This window comes from Streptomyces sp. GESEQ-35 (assembly GCF_017948485.1).
Lineage (GTDB): Bacteria > Actinomycetota > Actinomycetes > Streptomycetales > Streptomycetaceae > Streptomyces.
Genome location: NZ_JAFFSX010000034.1, coordinates 25,559 through 41,631 on the forward strand (window position 1 = coordinate 25,559; position 16,073 = coordinate 41,631).

17 protein-coding genes are annotated in these 16,073 nt (G+C 71.7%); 7 read left to right on the forward strand and 10 right to left on the reverse strand.

Annotation, left to right across the window (positions count from 1 at the left end; genetic code table 11):
• Window positions 1–187: 187 nt before the first annotated feature.
• From KCH87_RS42475 to KCH87_RS42485, 3 genes are read left to right on the forward strand one after another with little or no spacing between them, the layout of a single operon-like run.
• Window positions 188–1,363, forward strand: coding sequence for a hypothetical protein (locus KCH87_RS42475; RefSeq protein WP_210593294.1), 1,176 nt, complete (start codon window positions 188–190; stop codon window positions 1,361–1,363).
• Window positions 1,360–3,486: a tetratricopeptide repeat protein gene (locus KCH87_RS42480; RefSeq protein ID WP_210593295.1), complete on the forward strand. Its 2,127-nt coding sequence runs from the start codon at window positions 1,360–1,362 to the stop codon at window positions 3,484–3,486. The genes KCH87_RS42475 and KCH87_RS42480 overlap by 4 nt, the downstream gene beginning before the upstream one ends.
• On the forward strand, window positions 3,483–3,998 hold the full coding sequence (locus tag KCH87_RS42485; RefSeq protein ID WP_210593296.1) for a flavin reductase family protein: 516 nt from the start codon (window positions 3,483–3,485) through the stop codon (window positions 3,996–3,998). The genes KCH87_RS42480 and KCH87_RS42485 overlap by 4 nt, the downstream gene beginning before the upstream one ends.
• 101 nt (window positions 3,999–4,099) lie before the next feature.
• On the opposite strand, the gene KCH87_RS42490 is transcribed toward KCH87_RS42485, so the two are convergent.
• The 6 genes from KCH87_RS42490 to KCH87_RS42515 form a co-directional block, all read right to left on the reverse strand.
• On the reverse strand, window positions 4,100–4,762 hold the full coding sequence (locus tag KCH87_RS42490; RefSeq protein ID WP_210593297.1) for a response regulator transcription factor: 663 nt from the start codon (window positions 4,760–4,762) through the stop codon (window positions 4,100–4,102).
• Between the two features lie 76 nt (window positions 4,763–4,838).
• A complete protein-coding gene (locus tag KCH87_RS42495; RefSeq protein WP_308299049.1) occupies window positions 4,839–6,566 on the reverse strand; it encodes a histidine kinase in 1,728 nt (575 codons plus the stop codon).
• Between the two features lie 93 nt (window positions 6,567–6,659).
• Window positions 6,660–8,228, reverse strand: a complete 1,569-nt coding sequence (locus KCH87_RS42500) for an alpha/beta hydrolase (RefSeq protein ID WP_210593298.1) — start codon at window positions 8,226–8,228, stop codon at window positions 6,660–6,662.
• Window positions 8,229–8,339: 111 nt separating this feature from the next.
• Window positions 8,340–10,034 (reverse strand): bifunctional 3'-5' exonuclease/DNA polymerase, encoded by a 1,695-nt coding sequence (locus KCH87_RS42505; RefSeq protein ID WP_210593299.1) that lies wholly within the window; start codon window positions 10,032–10,034, stop codon window positions 8,340–8,342.
• A gap of 34 nt (window positions 10,035–10,068) precedes the next feature.
• A complete protein-coding gene (locus tag KCH87_RS42510; protein ID WP_210593300.1) occupies window positions 10,069–10,833 on the reverse strand; it encodes a Clp protease N-terminal domain-containing protein in 765 nt (254 codons plus the stop codon).
• Between the two features lie 59 nt (window positions 10,834–10,892).
• Window positions 10,893–11,522, reverse strand: a complete 630-nt coding sequence (locus KCH87_RS42515; protein ID WP_210593301.1) for a LysE family translocator — start codon at window positions 11,520–11,522, stop codon at window positions 10,893–10,895.
• A 79-nt stretch (window positions 11,523–11,601) separates the two neighbouring features.
• Here KCH87_RS42515 and KCH87_RS42520 point away from each other — a divergent pair, with 79 nt between their 5' ends.
• A complete protein-coding gene (locus tag KCH87_RS42520) occupies window positions 11,602–12,705 on the forward strand; it encodes a DUF2786 domain-containing protein (RefSeq protein WP_308299050.1) in 1,104 nt (367 codons plus the stop codon).
• 3 nt (window positions 12,706–12,708) lie between these two features.
• Here KCH87_RS42520 and KCH87_RS42525 read toward each other — a convergent pair whose 3' ends face one another.
• The 4 genes from KCH87_RS42525 to rpmB form a co-directional block, all read right to left on the reverse strand.
• Window positions 12,709–13,257 (reverse strand): DUF4232 domain-containing protein, encoded by a 549-nt coding sequence (locus tag KCH87_RS42525; protein ID WP_210593303.1) that lies wholly within the window; start codon window positions 13,255–13,257, stop codon window positions 12,709–12,711.
• 105 nt (window positions 13,258–13,362) lie between these two features.
• A complete protein-coding gene (locus tag KCH87_RS42530; protein WP_308299051.1) occupies window positions 13,363–13,851 on the reverse strand; it encodes a hypothetical protein in 489 nt (162 codons plus the stop codon).
• A 65-nt stretch (window positions 13,852–13,916) separates the two neighbouring features.
• Complete coding sequence (gene rpsN / locus KCH87_RS42535; RefSeq protein WP_210593304.1) at window positions 13,917–14,222, reverse strand: 30S ribosomal protein S14; 306 nt, start codon at window positions 14,220–14,222, stop codon at window positions 13,917–13,919.
• Window positions 14,222–14,458 (reverse strand): 50S ribosomal protein L28, encoded by a 237-nt coding sequence (gene rpmB / locus KCH87_RS42540; RefSeq protein WP_210593305.1) that lies wholly within the window; start codon window positions 14,456–14,458, stop codon window positions 14,222–14,224. Before rpmB ends, rpsN begins: the two co-directional genes overlap by 1 nt.
• 62 nt (window positions 14,459–14,520) lie before the next feature.
• On the opposite strand from rpmB, the gene rpmG reads away from it, so the two are divergent.
• The 3 genes from rpmG to KCH87_RS42555 are packed head-to-tail and all read left to right on the forward strand — an operon-like array spanning window position 14,521 to window position 16,073.
• Window positions 14,521–14,685 carry a 50S ribosomal protein L33 gene (gene rpmG / locus KCH87_RS42545; protein ID WP_152776507.1) on the forward strand — a complete coding sequence of 55 codons (165 nt, stop codon included), beginning with the start codon at window positions 14,521–14,523 and terminating at the stop codon, window positions 14,683–14,685.
• A gap of 9 nt (window positions 14,686–14,694) precedes the next feature.
• The gene (locus tag KCH87_RS42550; RefSeq protein ID WP_210593306.1) at window positions 14,695–14,943 is read left to right on the forward strand and encodes a type B 50S ribosomal protein L31; all 249 of its coding nucleotides are present in this window, start codon (window positions 14,695–14,697) and stop codon (window positions 14,941–14,943) included.
• Window positions 14,943–16,073 (forward strand): GTP-binding protein, encoded by a 1,131-nt coding sequence (locus tag KCH87_RS42555; RefSeq protein ID WP_210593307.1) that lies wholly within the window; start codon window positions 14,943–14,945, stop codon window positions 16,071–16,073. Before KCH87_RS42550 ends, KCH87_RS42555 begins: the two co-directional genes overlap by 1 nt.

Genomic DNA, 16,073 nt, shown 5'->3' on the forward strand with positions numbered 1-16,073 from the left:
TCACATGAAGAAGATCTCGGTCCGCAAGCCCGGGTCCATCAAGCTCACGTCTTCGGCGTCGCTCTACAGCCCCGACGGGTGCTGACGTAGCCGGTCCGTACCCGTACTCGCCGTGGGTCGTCGGGTGGGGTACGGACCGCATCACTTGCAGACGCCCTTCGAGCCGGCGAGGAGGCCCGGGTCACTCATGACAGCCGTCGAATTCCACCCGCTGACGTTCGTCGACGAACCCGACGGCGTAGTGGTGGGCCGCTCCGACACGCAGTCCTACGCCGTGTTGCCCGACGACGGCGCGGCCCTGCTGCGCCGGCTCGCCTCCGGTATGACCCTGGAGGAAGCCGCCCAGTGGTACCACGCGGAGTTCGGCGAGTCCGTCGACATGACCGACTTCCTCGACACCTTGCGCGAGCTGGGCTTCGTCAGGGAGGGAACGGACGAACCCGCCCGACTGGCGCCCCTGCGGCTGCGGCGACTGGGCGCGTGGGCGTTCTCGCCGGCGGCCTGGGTCGCATATACGGCCCTCGTCACCGCGTGCGTCGTCATGCTGGTGACGCACCCGGGGGTCAGGCCCCACGTGGACCACGTGTTCTTCAGCCCTTCGCTCGTCGTCGTGCAGGTGTCGCTGGCGCTGGCCCAGGTCCCGGCTGTGAGCTGGCACGAGTTCTTCCATGTCCTGGCCGGGCGGCGGCTCGGAGTGCCGACCCGGCTGTCGATGAGCCGGCGGTTGTACTTCCTGGTGGTGGAGACCGACCTCGACGGGCTGTACGGCGTCCCGAGGCGGAAGCGGTACCTGCCGTTCCTCGCCGGGATGCTGGCCGACGTGCTGTTGTTCAGCGCGCTGACCGTGCTCGCGGTGTCGGGGCCGTCGTGGGCGGCCGGGCCGTCGCTGGCCGTCGCCTACACGACTCTGCTCCGCCTGGCCTGGCAGTTCTACTTCTTTCTGCGCACCGACCTGTACTACGTGCTCACCACCCTGCTCGGCTGCTCCGCCCTGCACGACGCCACGTCCACCTATCTGCGCACGAGGCTGAGCAGGCTGCCGGGAGTACGGCCGCCCGACCGCGGCGACGAGTCGCAGTGGTCGCCGCGGGACAGGCTCATGGCTCCCTGGTTCGCGTTGGTGACGGTCTGCGGCGTGGGTTTCCTGCTGGCCACCGCCGTGCTGGCCGTCGTACCGCTGCTGTGGGGCTTTGCCACCCGGATCGGACCGGAGCTGGCACACGGCACGGCCGGCGGAGCCGGGTTCTGGGACTCCGTCGTGTCGCTCACCCTGTTCGCCGTCGAAGTCGCCCTCCTGGTCCTGGTCTCGCGCCGCGAGGCGGCACGCAAGGGCACACACTCGCGATCGAAGGAGACTCCATGAACATCCGACTGTGGCGCTGCGGGCCCGACGCAGCGATTCTGGAACCGGCCGATGTGACGGTCAGCTGCCATCGGCGGCTGCGTGGTCCGTACACCGGGACCGGCAGCCTGATGCGGGCGCTGGTACCCGCGGTGTACGAACGGTGGCCCGGCCTGGTGGGCGACCACGCCATCGAGATCCTCTCCGTGGCGCCGGAGCTGAAGGAGCGCATCGGGGCCGCGCCGGGGACCCTGACGTCGTTGGCCGTGCCCGAGGAGCAGACACGTATCTACGCGCCGGTACGCACCCGTCGGCTGGCCCACGGCCTGGTCGAGTTCCTGGCCGCCTACGTCGCGCTGAGCGGTCTTGGCACCCTCCGGCTGGAGTTCGGGGACGTCGACGAGGCCGACCACACCGACCAGGAGTTTCTGGCGATCCTGCTACGGCGCACTCAGGGACGTCCGATCGCCGTCACCGTCGGCACCCGGGGCGCGGAACTCGTGGACGAACTCGCTGCCGCGCTCAGCCGGTACGCCCGTCCCGTCGACACACCCGTCGAGGACTCCGCCGCCGGGACCGTCCGCGATCAGGACCAGTTGCTCCGCGCGTACATCGACTCGGACGGCACTTCCGGCAACCCGGACGAACAGGGCGCCTACCGAGCCGCCGATCCCGCCGTCCGGGCCGAACTCCACGACGAACGGGCCGCGGAGCTCGTACGCCAAGGTGACTGGAGCCTGCGTCTCGGAGCCGTCCCCTACCACCTCGAACATGGCCGCGACCCGGCGGAGGCGGGTGGCGAGGCCTTCCTCGATGCCGCGTCCTACTGCGCCCGCATGGGGTTCTGGCACGTGGTACTCGACCTCTCCCCGCGAGGCAGGGCGGCGGCCGGCCCCGAACGGGCGGAGACCTACTGGCACCTCACCGGCAAGATGTCCACGGCACTCGCCCTCCTGGGCCGCAGCGCTGAGGCCGAACGCTTCTACCTGGAGGTGCGAGGCCGGTACAGCCAGCCGCTGGCCCAGACCTTCAGCGGCTACGCCCTGGCCATGCTCTACACCCGCCTTCACCCACCGGAGCGGCGGGACCACCACCTTGCGAAGGCCTACGTCAACAGCTCGGTCGCCGTGGCGGCCCTGCTGCCGGACCCCGAACTGCGGACCTTCCACACGGTCTTCCAGCGGAACGGGCTCGCCCTGGTCGAGATGCACCTGGGCAACCTCGACGAGTCCTTCCGCCTGGTGGACGAGGGGCTGCGACAGATGGACCGGGAACTTCCGCCCGAACGGCACCGGGTCCACCGGTCGGCCCTGATCCACAACCGGGCCAGGGTCCTCGCGGCCCTCGGCCGGCTCCCCGAAGCCCTGGCCGACTTCACCGGGGTCATCGAGATCGACCCGAACTACCCCGACTACTACCTCGATCGTGCCGCCCTCCTGCAGAAGCTGGGTGACACCTCCGCCGCCCTGGCGGACTACGACACGGCGATCACGCTGGGTCCGCCGTTCTGGGAAATCCACTTCAACCGAGCCGACCTGCGGTCCCGGCTGGGCGACACCGACGGCGCGATCGCCGACCTGGCGCGCGTCGTCGAACTCGAAGCCGACCAGCTCGACGCCCGCGTCAACCTCATCGGCCTGCTCCTCGAAACCGGCGATGCCGACGCAGTGGACCCCCTCCTCAAGGAGGGCCTGCGACTCGCCCCCGGCGACGCGCGCCTGATCCTGGTACGCGGCCAACTCGCGTGGGAGTCCGACCGTGCAGACCTGGCCCGGCAGGACTTCGACCTGGCGCTGGAGGCGGACCCGGAGCTGGTTCCGGCGCTGGCGAGCCGCGCCGCGCTCGCCGTCGAAACCGGCGACTTCGACGCGGCGCTGAGCGACCTGACCCGCGCCGTCGAGACCGACCCCGACAACTCCGACCTGTTGTACAACCGCGGTTACGTGTACCAGGCGGCGGAACGCTGGGCGGCCGCTGTCGCCGACTACACGCAGGCGCTGGGCCTCCCTGACGCCGACGTGGGCGAACTGCTCCGGCAGCGGTCCGTGTGCCACCGAGAGCTGGGCGACCCGGCTTCGGAGCGCGCCGACCTGGACGCCGCTCGCACGGCGTCCGGCCAAGCCGTACCGGCCGGTGCGGCATGACCGCCCTCCCGCTGCCACCCGACGTGGCCCCGGCCCCGGGGCCCCTCCAGGACGACTTCCACCGGTTCATGCGCACGTGGGCCACGGGGATCGCCGTGGTCACCGGCCGACGGGCGGAGCGGCCCATGGGCTGCACGGTCACCGCGATCACCTCGGTGTCGCTGCGACCGGCGCTGCTGCTGGTTTCGCTGGCCCGGGGCAGCCGTACCCTGGCCGCGATCCAGGAACAGGGCGTGTTCGGCGTCAACGTGCTCTCCGCGGAACAGACCGGTCTCGCCGGCCACTTCGCCACGGCCCCCGGCGACCGGTTCGCGGAGGTGCCCCACCACTTCGTCGAAGGTGTGCCGCTCCTGAACGAGGCGCTGGCCACCGCCGTCTGCCAGGTCGAGCACACCATCACCGTGGCCGACCACACACTGGTTCTGGGCCACCCCGGCCGATACGGCGGCATCCGCGATCTCACGCCACTGATCCGCTTCGGGGGCGGCAACGTGCACCTGCCGAAATCCTGAGAGGTGCCGATCCTCACCATGGCGAGCGACGACATGATCGTCATCGCGTTCCGGGGACCGAGCCGACGAACATCAAGGACTGGCTGGACCGCTCACTCAGGTCACTCGGCTGTGCTCCCCAGCCCCGCGTCCCGTGCCAGCAGCGCCGCCTGGACGCGGTTCTCGCACCCGAGCTTCGTCAGGATCCGGCTGACGTACGTCTTCACCGTGGCCTCGCTGACGTGGATCCGTGTCCCGGCGTCGGCGTTCGAGAGGCCCTCGCCCAGCAGCGCGAGGACCTCCAGCTCCCGCTCGCTCAGGGACGCCAGCCGCCGTCGCGCTTCCTCGCCGCGCGCCGCCGCCTGCCCCGAGGCGAGCGAGTCGACCACATGTCGGGTGGCACCCGGGGAGAGATAGGCGTCCCCAGCCGCGGCGGCCCGTACCGCCTGGATCAGCTCGCCCGGCGCCGAGTCCTTCAGCAGAAATCCGGCGCCGCCGTGGCTCAGTGCGCGCAGGACGTTCTCGCGTTCGCCGAAGGTCGTCAGGATGAGCGGCCGTACGGTCGGCGCGGCACGCCGCAGCTCGGCCAGGGCGGACAGGCCGTCCAGCACCGGCATCTGGATGTCGAGCAGGGCCACGTCGACGGCGTGGGCCCGGACCAGGTCGACCGCCTCGCGGCCGTTGCCGGCCTCCGCAACGACGTCGATGTCGTCGGCGGAGGTGAGGATCATCCTGATACCCGCCCGGATGAGCGGTTCGTCATCCGCGACGAGGACCCTGATCACAACTCTCCCGCAAGGCTTCTGGTGAGGACGCGAAGAACGCCCCCACCTTACTCACGGCCCAAGGCACGCCATCTGACTAGGACTTGACCGTGTACGACTGCTTCTCGATCAGCTTTCCGTCCTTGAAGCAGAACCGGAAGACGGGCTCGTCGTCCAGGTTGTTGGCTATCTCCGTCGACATCAGGACCAGGCAGTCCGCGTCCTTCGGCTTCGCGGGCCCCTTGTCGCGCAGACCGTCGGTCAGGAACGACTTGCCGTCCGGCAGCTTGCCGCGTACCGCGGTCTCGGATTCGCCGACCTTCACCGACCTGTAGACGGACGGTTCGATCATGGCCTTGTTGCCCTCGTCCCACAGCTTGGCGACGCCCCAGACGGCCAGCGCTCCGAGACCGACGGTGATCACGAGTGCGGCGCCGCACCCGATCGCGATGCTCTTCTTCTTGCGTCCCATGGCGAGGTCGAGCTCCTTCTGCTTCTCCGGCGGACCGGACCAGTCGATGACCGCTCCACCGTCGCCGGGCCGCACCCCCTCGCTCTGCCCCCGGAAGTCGTTGGTCGCCGCGACGAACGTCGTCACGGACCCCGGGTCGTCTCCGTCGTGCGGCGCCTGCGACCCGTACGGCAGTACGCCCGCGACCCGGAATCCGCCGCCCGCCGCCGGCCCGGCGTGCACCATGCCGCCGACCAGCCGGGCCCGTTCCGTCAGTCCGGTCAGCCCCTGCCCGCCGCTCACCAGGAGCCGCCGCCCGCCACCGGCCGTCACGGGCACCGGCCCGTTGGCGACCTCGACGACCAGCGAGTCCGGCTCGTACCGCAGCTCCACGACGATCGCGGCCCCCGGCGCGTGCTTCAGCGCGTTGGTCAGCGCCTCCTGCACGATCCGGTACGCCGCATGGTCCGCGGCGGGAGCCAGCGCCCGCGCCTCGCCCGCCCGCCGCAGCTCTACGGCCGCCCCCGCGCCCCGCGACGCCTCCACCAGGCCGTCGATCCCGGCCACGCCCCGGGCCGCTGCCGCAGCCTCGCTCTCCCGCTCCTGCGCGTGCGTACCGTCGCGCAGGATGCCGACGGCCTCGCGCAGCTCGTGCATCGCGGCCACGGACGCGTCCCGCAGCACGCCGACGGCCTCGCGCTGCCCGTCCGTCAGCGTCCGGTCCACCTCCAGCGCGCCGGTGTGCACGGCGATCAGCGCCAGCTGGTGACCGAGGCTGTCATGCATGTCCTGGGCTATCCGCTGGCGCTCCCGCAGACGTGCATGGGACTCGATGATCTCGCGTTCACGCAGCAGTTGGGCGTTGTGCTCGTGCAGCGCGTGCATCAGCGTGCGGCGTTGGGTGCGGTAGCGGGCGGCGAGGCCGGGCACGACGGTCGTCGCCAGGAACGCGAGCGTGGTGAACACCAGCGTCGGCGCCGCCGAGAGCACGGAACCCTCCTGGAGGACGGACAGCCCCGCATAGAGGACGTACGAGACCGCGAACGCCGCCAGCGCCCGCCGCGGCGCCTTGATCCTCGGGCCGGCCGACCAGCCCGCGATCATCAACAGGACCCAGAAGCCGCTGAGTACGCCGGCGAGCGCGCCCGCGAGAACGAGCGCGCTCGCCGGGAGCGCCCGCCGCAGCAGGGATATCGCGGCAGCGGCAACCGCCACGGCGACCGTCGGCAGAGTGCCGTCGTCCACCACGCTCAGCACCCCGAACAGGGCGGCCACGATGGCCAGGACCGTCTCTCCGACGATCCGTCGCCGGGACCACATCCCCTTCGCGACCAGGCGTTCGAGGGCATCGCGGGCCGTCGTCGTCACATTCACAGGCCAACCGTAGGGGCCGACGCCCGTGCCCACAGCATCCGTTCGTCGCACCCGCGTCCGACGAAAGTCGTACCGGGCGGCGGATCTCCTCCCTCACTTCCGGCAGGCCGGATTCCCGTTGGGCAGCCTTCCGGACTCCAGGTACGCGTTCACCTTCGCGTCCACGCAGGCGTTGCCGTACTCGCCGTACACGCCGTGGCCGATGGCTCCGTGCAGGGTCAGCAGACGGGAGCCGGTCAGCAGGCGGTGCATGGCCCTGCTGCCCCGGTAGGTGGTGGCGGCGTCGCCGGTGGCGGAGACGATCAGTGCCGGGGTGTCGTTCGCGATCCGGGTCGGCTGCTCGCGCGGCGGCTCGGGCCAGAAGGCGCACGGGGCGATGTTGTTGTTCACCGGTCCGAAGAGGGGATGGCGGTCCCGGCTGCGCTCGATGTCGCGCCAGTAGACCTCGGGGTCCCGTGGCGCGGCCACGTCGCCGCAGATGATCGCCGCCGCGGGGCTGCCGAAGTGCGAGCTCGCGGGGTCGAGCACGAACTGGAGGGCGCCCTCCAGCTCCGGGGTCGGCGCGACGACGATCCCCTTCGCCGCCTTGTCCAGGACCCGCACGGTGCCCGAGAACGCGGCCCGGTCGCCCTCGCGGTCGCTGCCGACGCCGTTCGAGATCAGATACGGCACCACGTGCTCGTCGACCTCATGGGAACCGACGCGCAACGGCCGGTCCGTCGCCGCCTCGACGATCCGCCCCACGGTGGCGAGCACGGCGTGCCGACTCGCGCCCAGGCCGTAGTCGTCGTGCCGCGCCGCGGCCCAGGACGCCCACGCGCGCAGCGCCCGCTCGGTGGGGACCTCCCTGCCCCGCAGCAGTCGGGGACCCCACGTGCCCGGATCGCCGGCGCTGTCGAGCACCACCCGGTCCGTCCGGCCGGGGAACATCTGGAGATAGACGGCGCCGAGATAGGCGCCGTAGGAGTAGCCGAGGTAGGAGATCCGGCGCTCGCCCAGCACCGTCCGGACGATGTCCATGTCGCGGGCGGTGTTGCGGGTGGTGGCGTACGGCAGCACAGCGCCGTGCCGGGCGGCGCACCGCTCGGCCAGGTCCCGCTGGAAGGAGACCTGGCGGTCGAACGCGGCTCGGCCGGTCCCGGCCGAGCGGATCCAGATACCGGTGGGCCAGCCGCAGCCGAGTGGCTGACTGCGCCCCACGAACCGTGGGTCCATGCCGATCAGGTCGTACCGCGAGCCGACCTCGCCCAGGTACGTACGCGTCTCCAGCGGCATGCCGAGGGTCGGCTCGGCGGGACCGCCGGAGTTGAGCATCAGGGTGCCGATCCGGTGCGCCCGGTCGGCCGCGGGTAACTTGGACAGGGCGATCTCCATGGTCGGGCCCGTCGGCCGGGTGTAGTCCATGGGGACGGTGACCCGGGCGCACCGGGCTCCGGCACCGTCAAGCGCGGTACCCACCTCGTCGTCCGATCCCTGGCGGCACTCTGTCCAGGTGACGTGCTGGCGGTAGTAGGCGGCGAGTTCCGTTCCGGGGTCGTCGGCGGCGTGTGCCGCTGTGCCCGAGGCGGCAAGGGTCAGGACCCCGGCGGCCGCGCCCAGGCGCTTCGCCAGAGAACCCCAAGGCAGCGCACGGGTGAGTGTTTTGCGTGTTTTCGTCGTCATGACGGCGAAGCTAGGTCCGGGGTGCCGGGCGAACAAGGGTGCGGACCGGCTTGCGGTCGGAGGTGGCGGCTGAGTTCGGCCGGGCCGGGGCCAAGGCCCGGCGCCCGCCGGTCACTTCGCGTCCGCATAACACTCCACCACCGCGGTGGTGAACGGAAACCGCACCGGCGTCTGACCGAACGTCAGCCGTCCCGCGAGGTCCGACGCCTCCCGGATCGCCGCCACGACCGCCTCGGCCTCCTCCTCGGGACAGTGCACGATCACCTCGTCGTGCTGGAAGAACACCAGCTCGGCCGGCATCCGCGCACAGGCCTGCCGCAGCGCGGCGAGCAGCAGCAGGGCCCAGTCGGCGGCGCTGCCCTGGACGACGAAGTTGCGGGCGAAGCGGCCGCGAGCACGGGCGTTCGTGGAGGCGTAGCCCGGCACCCAGCCGTCGCTGCCGGGCGGCGCGTCGACCGGGTCGTCCTGCGGAATCCCCGCCTCCTCCGCCGTGTCGTCGGTCGCGCCGGCCGCCGGGGGACACGTACGCCCCAGCCAGGTCCGTACGAGCCGCCCCTCCTCGCCCTCCCGCGCCGCGTCGTCGACGTACGCCACCGCCTTGGGGAAGCGGCGTCGGAGGGCGGCGAGGTTCTTCAGGCCGTCGCCGGACGTCTGTCCGTACACCGCTCCCAGGACGGCGAGCTTGGCCTGGGCGCGGTCGCCGGAGAAGGCGCGGTCGGAGACGGACTGGTACAGGTCGGTCTCCCGGCCGGCCACCTCCATCAGCCCGGGGTCGCGGGAGATGGCCGCGAGGACGCGCGGCTCCATCTGGTCGGCGTCGGCGACGACCAGCCGCCAGCCGGGATCGGCGACCACCGCGCGCCGGATGACCTTGGGGATCTGGAGGGCGCCCCCGCCGTTGGTCACCCAGCGGCCGGTGACGGTCCCGCCCGCGAGGAACTCGGGCCGGAACCGGCCGTCCCGGACCCAGTCCTGGAGCCAGGACCAGCCGTGGGCGACCCAGATGCGGTACAGCTTCTTGTACTCGATCAGTGGCTTCACGGCCGGGTGGTCGATGGACTCGATCTCCCAGCGGCGGGTCGATCTGACCTTGATCCCGGCCTGTGCGAAGGCCTTGACGACGTCGGCCGGCAGATCGGGTCGCACCCGGCGCCCGAACGCGGCCGACACCTCGTCCGCCAGCTCGGCCAGCCGCCGGGGCTCCCCACCGCCCGCGTACCGCTCGCCGAGCAGTTCGTGCAGCACCTGGCGGTGGACGTCGGCGCTCCACGGCAGCCCCGCCCGGTTCATTTCGGCGGCGACCAGCATCCCCGCCGACTCGGCGGCCGTCAGCAGCCGCATCCGCTGCGGGTGCGCCGCCCGGTCGTGCCGGCGCTGCTGCTCGGCGTAGACCTCGACGAGGTCGGCCAGCGGCACATGTGCGGACTGCGGCTCGAAGAGGGGCGACTGCGCGCCGGGTTCGGCGGAGCGCTGGGGCGGATCGGGCGGTACGGGGCCGCCGCGCAGCCGGGCCAGCGCGGCGGCGGCCGAGTGGGGCTCGCCCAACCGGCCCTCGTGGCCGAGCAGGAGGGTCTCGGCGTCCTCGATGTCGTAGCACCGCTCCACTCGCACCCCCGTGGCGAGCAGGCGCGGGTAGACCTCGGCGGTGGAACGCCAGACCCAGCGTGTGACCTCCGGCCGGCCGCGCACCGCCGCGGCGAGGTCGGGCTCCCGCACGACCGGTGCGGCGGGCAGCCCGTCCGGGCCGAGGGGGGCGAGCTCCGCGCCGCCGTCCTCGGCCGGAGCGAGTGCCCAGCGGTCGGTCATGCTGCGAGTGTGGCACCCGGGTCTGACAACGCCGTCAGCTCTGGGCTTCGCCGCCTTCCCCACCGTTCTCGTCGGCCTCGCTGATCTTCAGGAACTGGGAGAGCAGCTCGACGATGTACTCCTCCACCACCTGCTTGGTGAGGCCGAGGCCGGACAGGACGCCCGTGCCGTTCTCGAACTCCAGCAGGGCCAGCAGGATGTGCTCGGTGCCGATGTAGTTGTGGCCGAGGCGAAGTGCCTCACGGAACGTCAGCTCCAACACCTTCTTGGCGTCGGAACCGTAGGGGACGAGGTCGGGGACCTCGTCGGCGGCGGGGGGCAGGGCGGCGGTTGCGGCCTGGCGTACGGAGTCCAGGGTGATGCCCTGCGCCGTGAGCGCCTTCGCCGCGAGGCCGTCCGGGTCGACCAGCAGCCCGAGGACCAGGTGCTCGGGGCGGCCCTCGGCGTTGCGGGCGGCGATGGCCTCGTTGTGGGCGGCCATCACCGTGTTGCGGGCGCGCGGGGTGTAGCGGCCGAAGCCCTGTTGCGGGTCGAGGTCGGCCGACTCCTTCGGCACGAACCGCTTCTGCGCGGCCTGCCGGGTGACGCCCATGCTCTTGCCGATGTCGGTCCAGGACGCGCCGGACCGTCGTGCCTGGTCCACGAAGTGGCCGATCAGGTGATCGGCCACCTCGCCGAGGTGATCGCCGGCGATCACCGCGTCCTGGAGCTGGTCGAGGGGCTCGTCGTGGACCTTCTTGATGGCCGCGATGAGTTCGTCGAGACGTACGGATGACGTGATGGTCGGGTTCGTCGACATGTGTCAACCGTAGGTTGCGCTCCTGGGGGTGTCAACCGCCGGTTGACACCCTCGCGTGACTACTTCGGGGACGAGGCAACCAGCCGCACCGCCAACCCCGTGAACACCGTCCCGCTGAAGATGTTCAGCCCCCGGGCCACCCGCCGGCTCCGGCGGAGCAGCCTCGACAGCTTCCCGGAGAGCAGCCCGATGGACCCGTCCACCGCGAAGCCCATGACCACGATCGTGACCCCGAGGACCAGGAACTGCCCCTGTACATGGCCGAGTTCCGGATTCACGAACTGCGGCAGAAAGGCGACGTTGAAGAGGATCACCTTGGGGTTGAGCAGATTGGTCACCGCTCCCTGCCAGAACGCCCGGCCCCGTCCGGCCCCGGCACCCTTCCCCTCCTCCACCGGCACCGCCCGGTCCCGGAACGCCTTCACCGCCAGGTACAGCAGATACGCCGCCCCCGCCCAGCGCAGCACGTGGTACAGCGCGGGCAGTGCCAGGAACAGCGCCGACAGACCGAGCGCCGCGGCGACCGCGTGCACGAACATCGCGCACGCGACTCCGAACGCGGCCATCACCCCCGCCGTGGGACCGGCCCGGCCGCCCATCGCCACGATGAACATCATGTCGGGGCCGGGAGTGACACAGAGCGCGAAGGCGGCGACCAGAAACGTCGCGTACAAAGACATGTCCACCATGCGCGCCATGCTTGGAGCTGCGGATCAGGACGGCGACCGAGTTTCGGTGTGTGAGACGGCTCCATGGCACGATCGCCGGGTGAGCAGCACGTCCAGCACCGTCGAACGAGCCTTCCGGTCCGCCCTCTACGGCGACACCGACACCGCCCTCGACACCGGCGCGTCCCTCCTCGCCGCCGACCCGGGCGCGGATGCCGAACTCGGGCGACGGGGCGAGGAGTTCGTGGCGACGGCCTGGCGGCGCGGCTGGCAGCCCGCCGACGTCGTACGCCTTGTGCGGCGCGAGCTGGACGACGTACACGAGCGCCTCGTATCGGCCCTCATCCGGGCGCAGGCGTCGCAGGACCGACCGCGCGGCCCCCGCTGGACCGCACAACTCGACGAGCTGACCGCCGAAGACGCGCCCCGCACCGACCGGTTCTCGCACGCGACGGCGGTCCTGGAGCTGTACCGGCTGCTGCTGCGGCTGCCCGCGCTGGAGCCGCTGGACGAGCCGCGGCGGCAGCACCGGCCCGCGTCCCGCATGCTCACCCGGATCCGCGCCCTGCTCGCCAAGGCGGAGGCGACCGGATACCCACAGGAAGCGGAGGCGCTCAGCGCCAAGGCGCAGGAGCTGATGGCCCGGCACAGCATCGACGAGGCGCTGCTGTCCGCCGAGTCGCCCGCGGCGGACACACCGGGCGCCTGCCGGATCGGGGTCGAGCCGCCGTACGAGCAGGCCAAGGCGGTGCTGCTGGACGCGGTCGCCACCGCCAACCACTGCCGGGCCGTGTGGAACGAACCCCTCGGTTTCTCCACGGTCGTCGGCTTCGAACCCGACCTGGAGGCGGTCGAACTCCTCTACACCTCGCTGCTCGTGCAGGCGCAGACCGCGATGACGAAGGCGGAGGCCGCCCAGCGTGCGGGCGGACGCAAGCGGACCAAGACCTTCCGGCAGTCCTTCCTCGCGGCCTACGCCCACCGCGTCGGCACCCGCCTCGCAGCCGCCGCCGAGACCCAGGTGACCGGCGACCTGCTCCCGGTCCTCGCCTCCCGCGAACTCGCCGTCACCGGCCGCCTCGACCGTATGTTCCCGGAGACGACCACCACCCGGCTGCGCGGGGTCGGCGACGCGGCGGGCTGGACGGAGGGCGCCGAGGCGGCGGACCGGGCGCAGGTCGGGCGCCACAAGCCCCTGCGCTGAACCTCAGTCGCCGGCCTGCGTGAACCCGCTCAGCGAGGCGTCCGGCTCGCTTCCGCTCTTCAGCGCGACGACGCCGTACCCCCAAGGGAAGTCCCGGGGGCTGGTGTCGCCGGGCAGGTAGACCTTCAGCGTCTTCGCGGCGAGGCTCTTCCCGGCGCCCTCCTCGCCCCGCACATAGGTGAGAGTGAAGGACACGCCCGTGTCCTTGGCAAGGGTCAGTTTCTGTGACTTCGCGGCCTTGTCCACGGGGACCGTGCTGGTGGAGGCCCCGGTGTCCAGGTCGGCGGCAGGCAGGCCGTCCAGGGTGCACTCGGCGTCGCGGTTGATGATCGTGACGGGGAGGTTGCCGGTGTCCCCGGCGGCAGGTGCGGTGTTGGCGGGCCCGACCTGCACGGTGACGTTGTGCATCTTGCAGGGCGCACCGGGCTTGGTGCTCTCCTGGACGTCTCGCTCCTTGCCGCTGCCGCTGCCGCTGCCGCCGCCGTCGTCGCTACAGGCGGTCAGCAGAAAGGCCGCGGCGAGGGCGGTGACGGCGAGAGGTGTGGCGCGCATGGGGTTCCTCACGGGCGTGGGCGATCGCGTGCATGGATCATCACGCATGAACCTGAGGCGCGGTTGCCGACCCCCCCGCCCCGGAATCTCCCGGGGCCCCGGGAATCAGCCGAGGCTCGCCGTGGGCAGCCCCGAAGGCAGCTGTCCGCCCGCGGCCTTGGTGTACGTCTCCTCACCGAGCCCGTTCTTCCATGTCACCTTGAGCGTCGTCCCGTCGACGGAGTCGACCGTCCCCGCCGCCCGGTCCTTGTTGCCGTCGGTGCACTTCAGCTTGATCGTCTGCGTGCCGGACTCCTCGCCCGCGGTCCCGCTGCACACGGTCCCGCCGGTGGCGAAGAGCCCGGCCTGCGTGCCGGTGATGACCAGCGCGACGGCCTGGCCGTCGGTGGTGGCGAGCCAACTGCCCGCAAGGTCGTCGGACGCGGACGCCGACCCGCCGGTGCCGCCGCCCGTGTCCGCCGTTTCCGTCGCGGAGGCGGACGCGCTGGGGTCTGGCGTGGAGTCGTCGTCCGAGCCGCCGCCACCGCAGGCGGTCAGTATCAGCGCCCCCACCACACCCGCGACCGCGAGCCGCACGTTCGTCACCGAAGTCACTGCAAGCTCCCAAGCTCTGGCCGGAAGGATCGCAGCAAGCTACCAGTACTTACCGGTAGGGGGACCTACCAGGAGGACTTCCGGACCCCCGGCAGGTACCCCGCGTGCGCCTGTCCGCGCAGATTCACCCGCGACAGCCCGAAAGCGCGGAAGTAGCCGCGGGGCCGCCCGTCCACGCTGTCGCGGTTGCGCACACGCGTGGCGGCGGCATCGCGCGGCTGCCCGCGCAACTCCTTCTGGGCGGCGAGCCGTTCGGCGTCCGTCGAGGACGGCCGCCGGATGATCTCCTTCAGCTCGGCCCGGCGCTCGGCGTACCGCGCGACGATCTCCTGCCGCTTCCCGTTCTTGACGATCTTGCTCTTCTTCGCCATCAGACCTTGACCCCCCGCGCGCGGATACGGGCCACCGCGGCCTCGATGCCGATCGTGTCGACGGTCTTGATGCCCTTCGTGCTCAGCCTCAGCCGGACGTGGCGGCCCTCGGCGGGCAGCCAGTAGCGCTTGGACTGGATGTTCGGGTCGAAGCGACGGGAGTGCCGCCGGTGCGAGTGGGAGATCGTGTTGCCGAAGCCGGGCCGGGCGCCGGTCAGCATGCAGTGGGCGGACAAGGGTGACGCACCTCTCTCGATGGGGTAGTGCAAATGGAAGTCGTTTTCAGTAAGATACCAGCATGGCACGCAACGAACTCCGACCGGTCATCAAGCTCCGGTCCACGGCGGGGACCGGCTACACGTACGTGACCCGCAAGAACCGCCGCAGCGACCCGGACCGTATGACCCTGCGCAAGTACGACCCGGTCGCCGGCCGTCACGTCGACTTCCGAGAGGAGCGCTGAACCACCGCCATGCGCAAGGAAATCCACCCCGAGTACGGTCCTGTCGTCTTCCGCGACCGGGCGGCGAGCTACGCCTTCCTGACCCGCTCGACGATGACCAGCGACAGGACCATCGACTGGGAGGACGGCAACACCTACCCGGTCGTCGACGTCGAGATCTCGAACGTCAGCCACCCCTTCTACACCGGCACCGCCCGCGTCCTGGACACCGCCGGCCGCGTCGAGCGCTTCGAGCGCCGGTACGGAAAGAAGGGTTGATGCTGTCCGTCGCCATCGTCGGCGGGCTGCACGCCGACGCCCGCGAGGCGGCCGTCGAGCGGCTGCTCGCCGACGTGCCCGGCAGCGTCGTACTCCACCACGACCTGGCGACGGCCGCCGCCGGCACGGTCGTACGAACGGTCCGGGACGCCACCGGCATCCTGTCCGCCGGCGAGGCCCCGCTGGTCAACGACTGTGCCTGCTGCGCGCTGCGCGAAGACCTGGTGCCCGAACTCCTGCGCCTGAGGGATGCCGGGACCACCCGGCTCGCGGTCGTCGAGCTGTGGGACTCCGTCGAGCCCAAGGCGATGGCCGAGGTGGTCGCGGCCGGCGGGCTCACCGTCACCGGCGTGATCACCGCGGTCGACCCCGCGCTGCTGCTGCCGTACCTCGGCAACGGCGACGACCTGGCCGAGGGCGGCCTCGCCGCCGCGGCCACCGACCAGCGGACCGTCGCCGACACCTTCGCGCGCCAGCTGGAGTACGCCACGGTCCTCGCCCTCGTCGACTCCCCGGAGGCCGACGACGAGGACCGCGAGCTGCTCGCGCAGCTGCATCCGACGGCCCGTCAGGTCCCGATCGGCGGTACGGACCCGACACTCGCACACGCCGCCCTCGCCGGTTTCGACGTAGAGGCCGCCGCCGCGGCCCAGCACCCGGCGTGCGCCCTCCTCCCCGCCGACGCCGACGCGCACGGCGTCTCCACCTTCGTCTGGCACCGTCGCCGGCCCTTCCACCCGGAGCGGCTGTACGCGGCACTGGAGGACCTGACCTGCGCGGCCGCCCGCAGCCGGGGGCGGTTCTGGCTCGCCGACAAGCCGGACACGCTGCTGCACTGGGACGCGGCGGGCGGTGCCCTGTGCGTGGAGAGCGTGGGCCCCTGGCTCGCCTCCCTGCCGGACGCGGCCTGGGAGATGGTGCCGCCGGTGCGCCGCGCGGCCGCGGCGCTGGACTGGCACCCCGAGCACGGCGACTGCTGCCAGCACCTGGTCTTCACGTCCCCCGGCCTCGACCGCGACGGACTTCAACTGCTGCTGGAGTCCTGTCTGCTCACCGACGCCGAGTACGCCGCCGGGCGGGACGCCTGGAAGCAGCTGCCGCCCGCCTTCGACGCCTTCCTGGAGGTCTGA

What these genes read in the sequence shown, in the direction of transcription:
- KCH87_RS42480 (WP_210593295.1), top strand. Translation starts at nt 1,360, where the DNA reads ATGAACATCCGACTGTGGCGCTGCGGGCCCGACGCAGCGATTCTGGAA.
- KCH87_RS42500 (WP_210593298.1), bottom strand. Translation starts at nt 8,228, where the DNA reads ATGACGACGAAAACACGCAAAACACTCACCCGTGCGCTGCCTTGGGGT.
- KCH87_RS42550 (WP_210593306.1), top strand. Translation starts at nt 14,695, where the DNA reads ATGCGCAAGGAAATCCACCCCGAGTACGGTCCTGTCGTCTTCCGCGAC.
- KCH87_RS42505 (WP_210593299.1), bottom strand. Translation starts at nt 10,034, where the DNA reads ATGACCGACCGCTGGGCACTCGCTCCGGCCGAGGACGGCGGCGCGGAG.
- KCH87_RS42555 (WP_210593307.1), top strand. Translation starts at nt 14,943, where the DNA reads ATGCTGTCCGTCGCCATCGTCGGCGGGCTGCACGCCGACGCCCGCGAG.
- rpmG (WP_152776507.1), top strand. Translation starts at nt 14,521, where the DNA reads ATGGCACGCAACGAACTCCGACCGGTCATCAAGCTCCGGTCCACGGCG.
- KCH87_RS42515 (WP_210593301.1), bottom strand. Translation starts at nt 11,522, where the DNA reads ATGGTGGACATGTCTTTGTACGCGACGTTTCTGGTCGCCGCCTTCGCG.
- rpsN (WP_210593304.1), bottom strand. Translation starts at nt 14,222, where the DNA reads ATGGCGAAGAAGAGCAAGATCGTCAAGAACGGGAAGCGGCAGGAGATC.
- KCH87_RS42525 (WP_210593303.1), bottom strand. Translation starts at nt 13,257, where the DNA reads ATGCGCGCCACACCTCTCGCCGTCACCGCCCTCGCCGCGGCCTTTCTG.
- KCH87_RS42510 (WP_210593300.1), bottom strand. Translation starts at nt 10,833, where the DNA reads ATGTCGACGAACCCGACCATCACGTCATCCGTACGTCTCGACGAACTC.
- KCH87_RS42475 (WP_210593294.1), top strand. Translation starts at nt 188, where the DNA reads ATGACAGCCGTCGAATTCCACCCGCTGACGTTCGTCGACGAACCCGAC.
- KCH87_RS42485 (WP_210593296.1), top strand. Translation starts at nt 3,483, where the DNA reads ATGACCGCCCTCCCGCTGCCACCCGACGTGGCCCCGGCCCCGGGGCCC.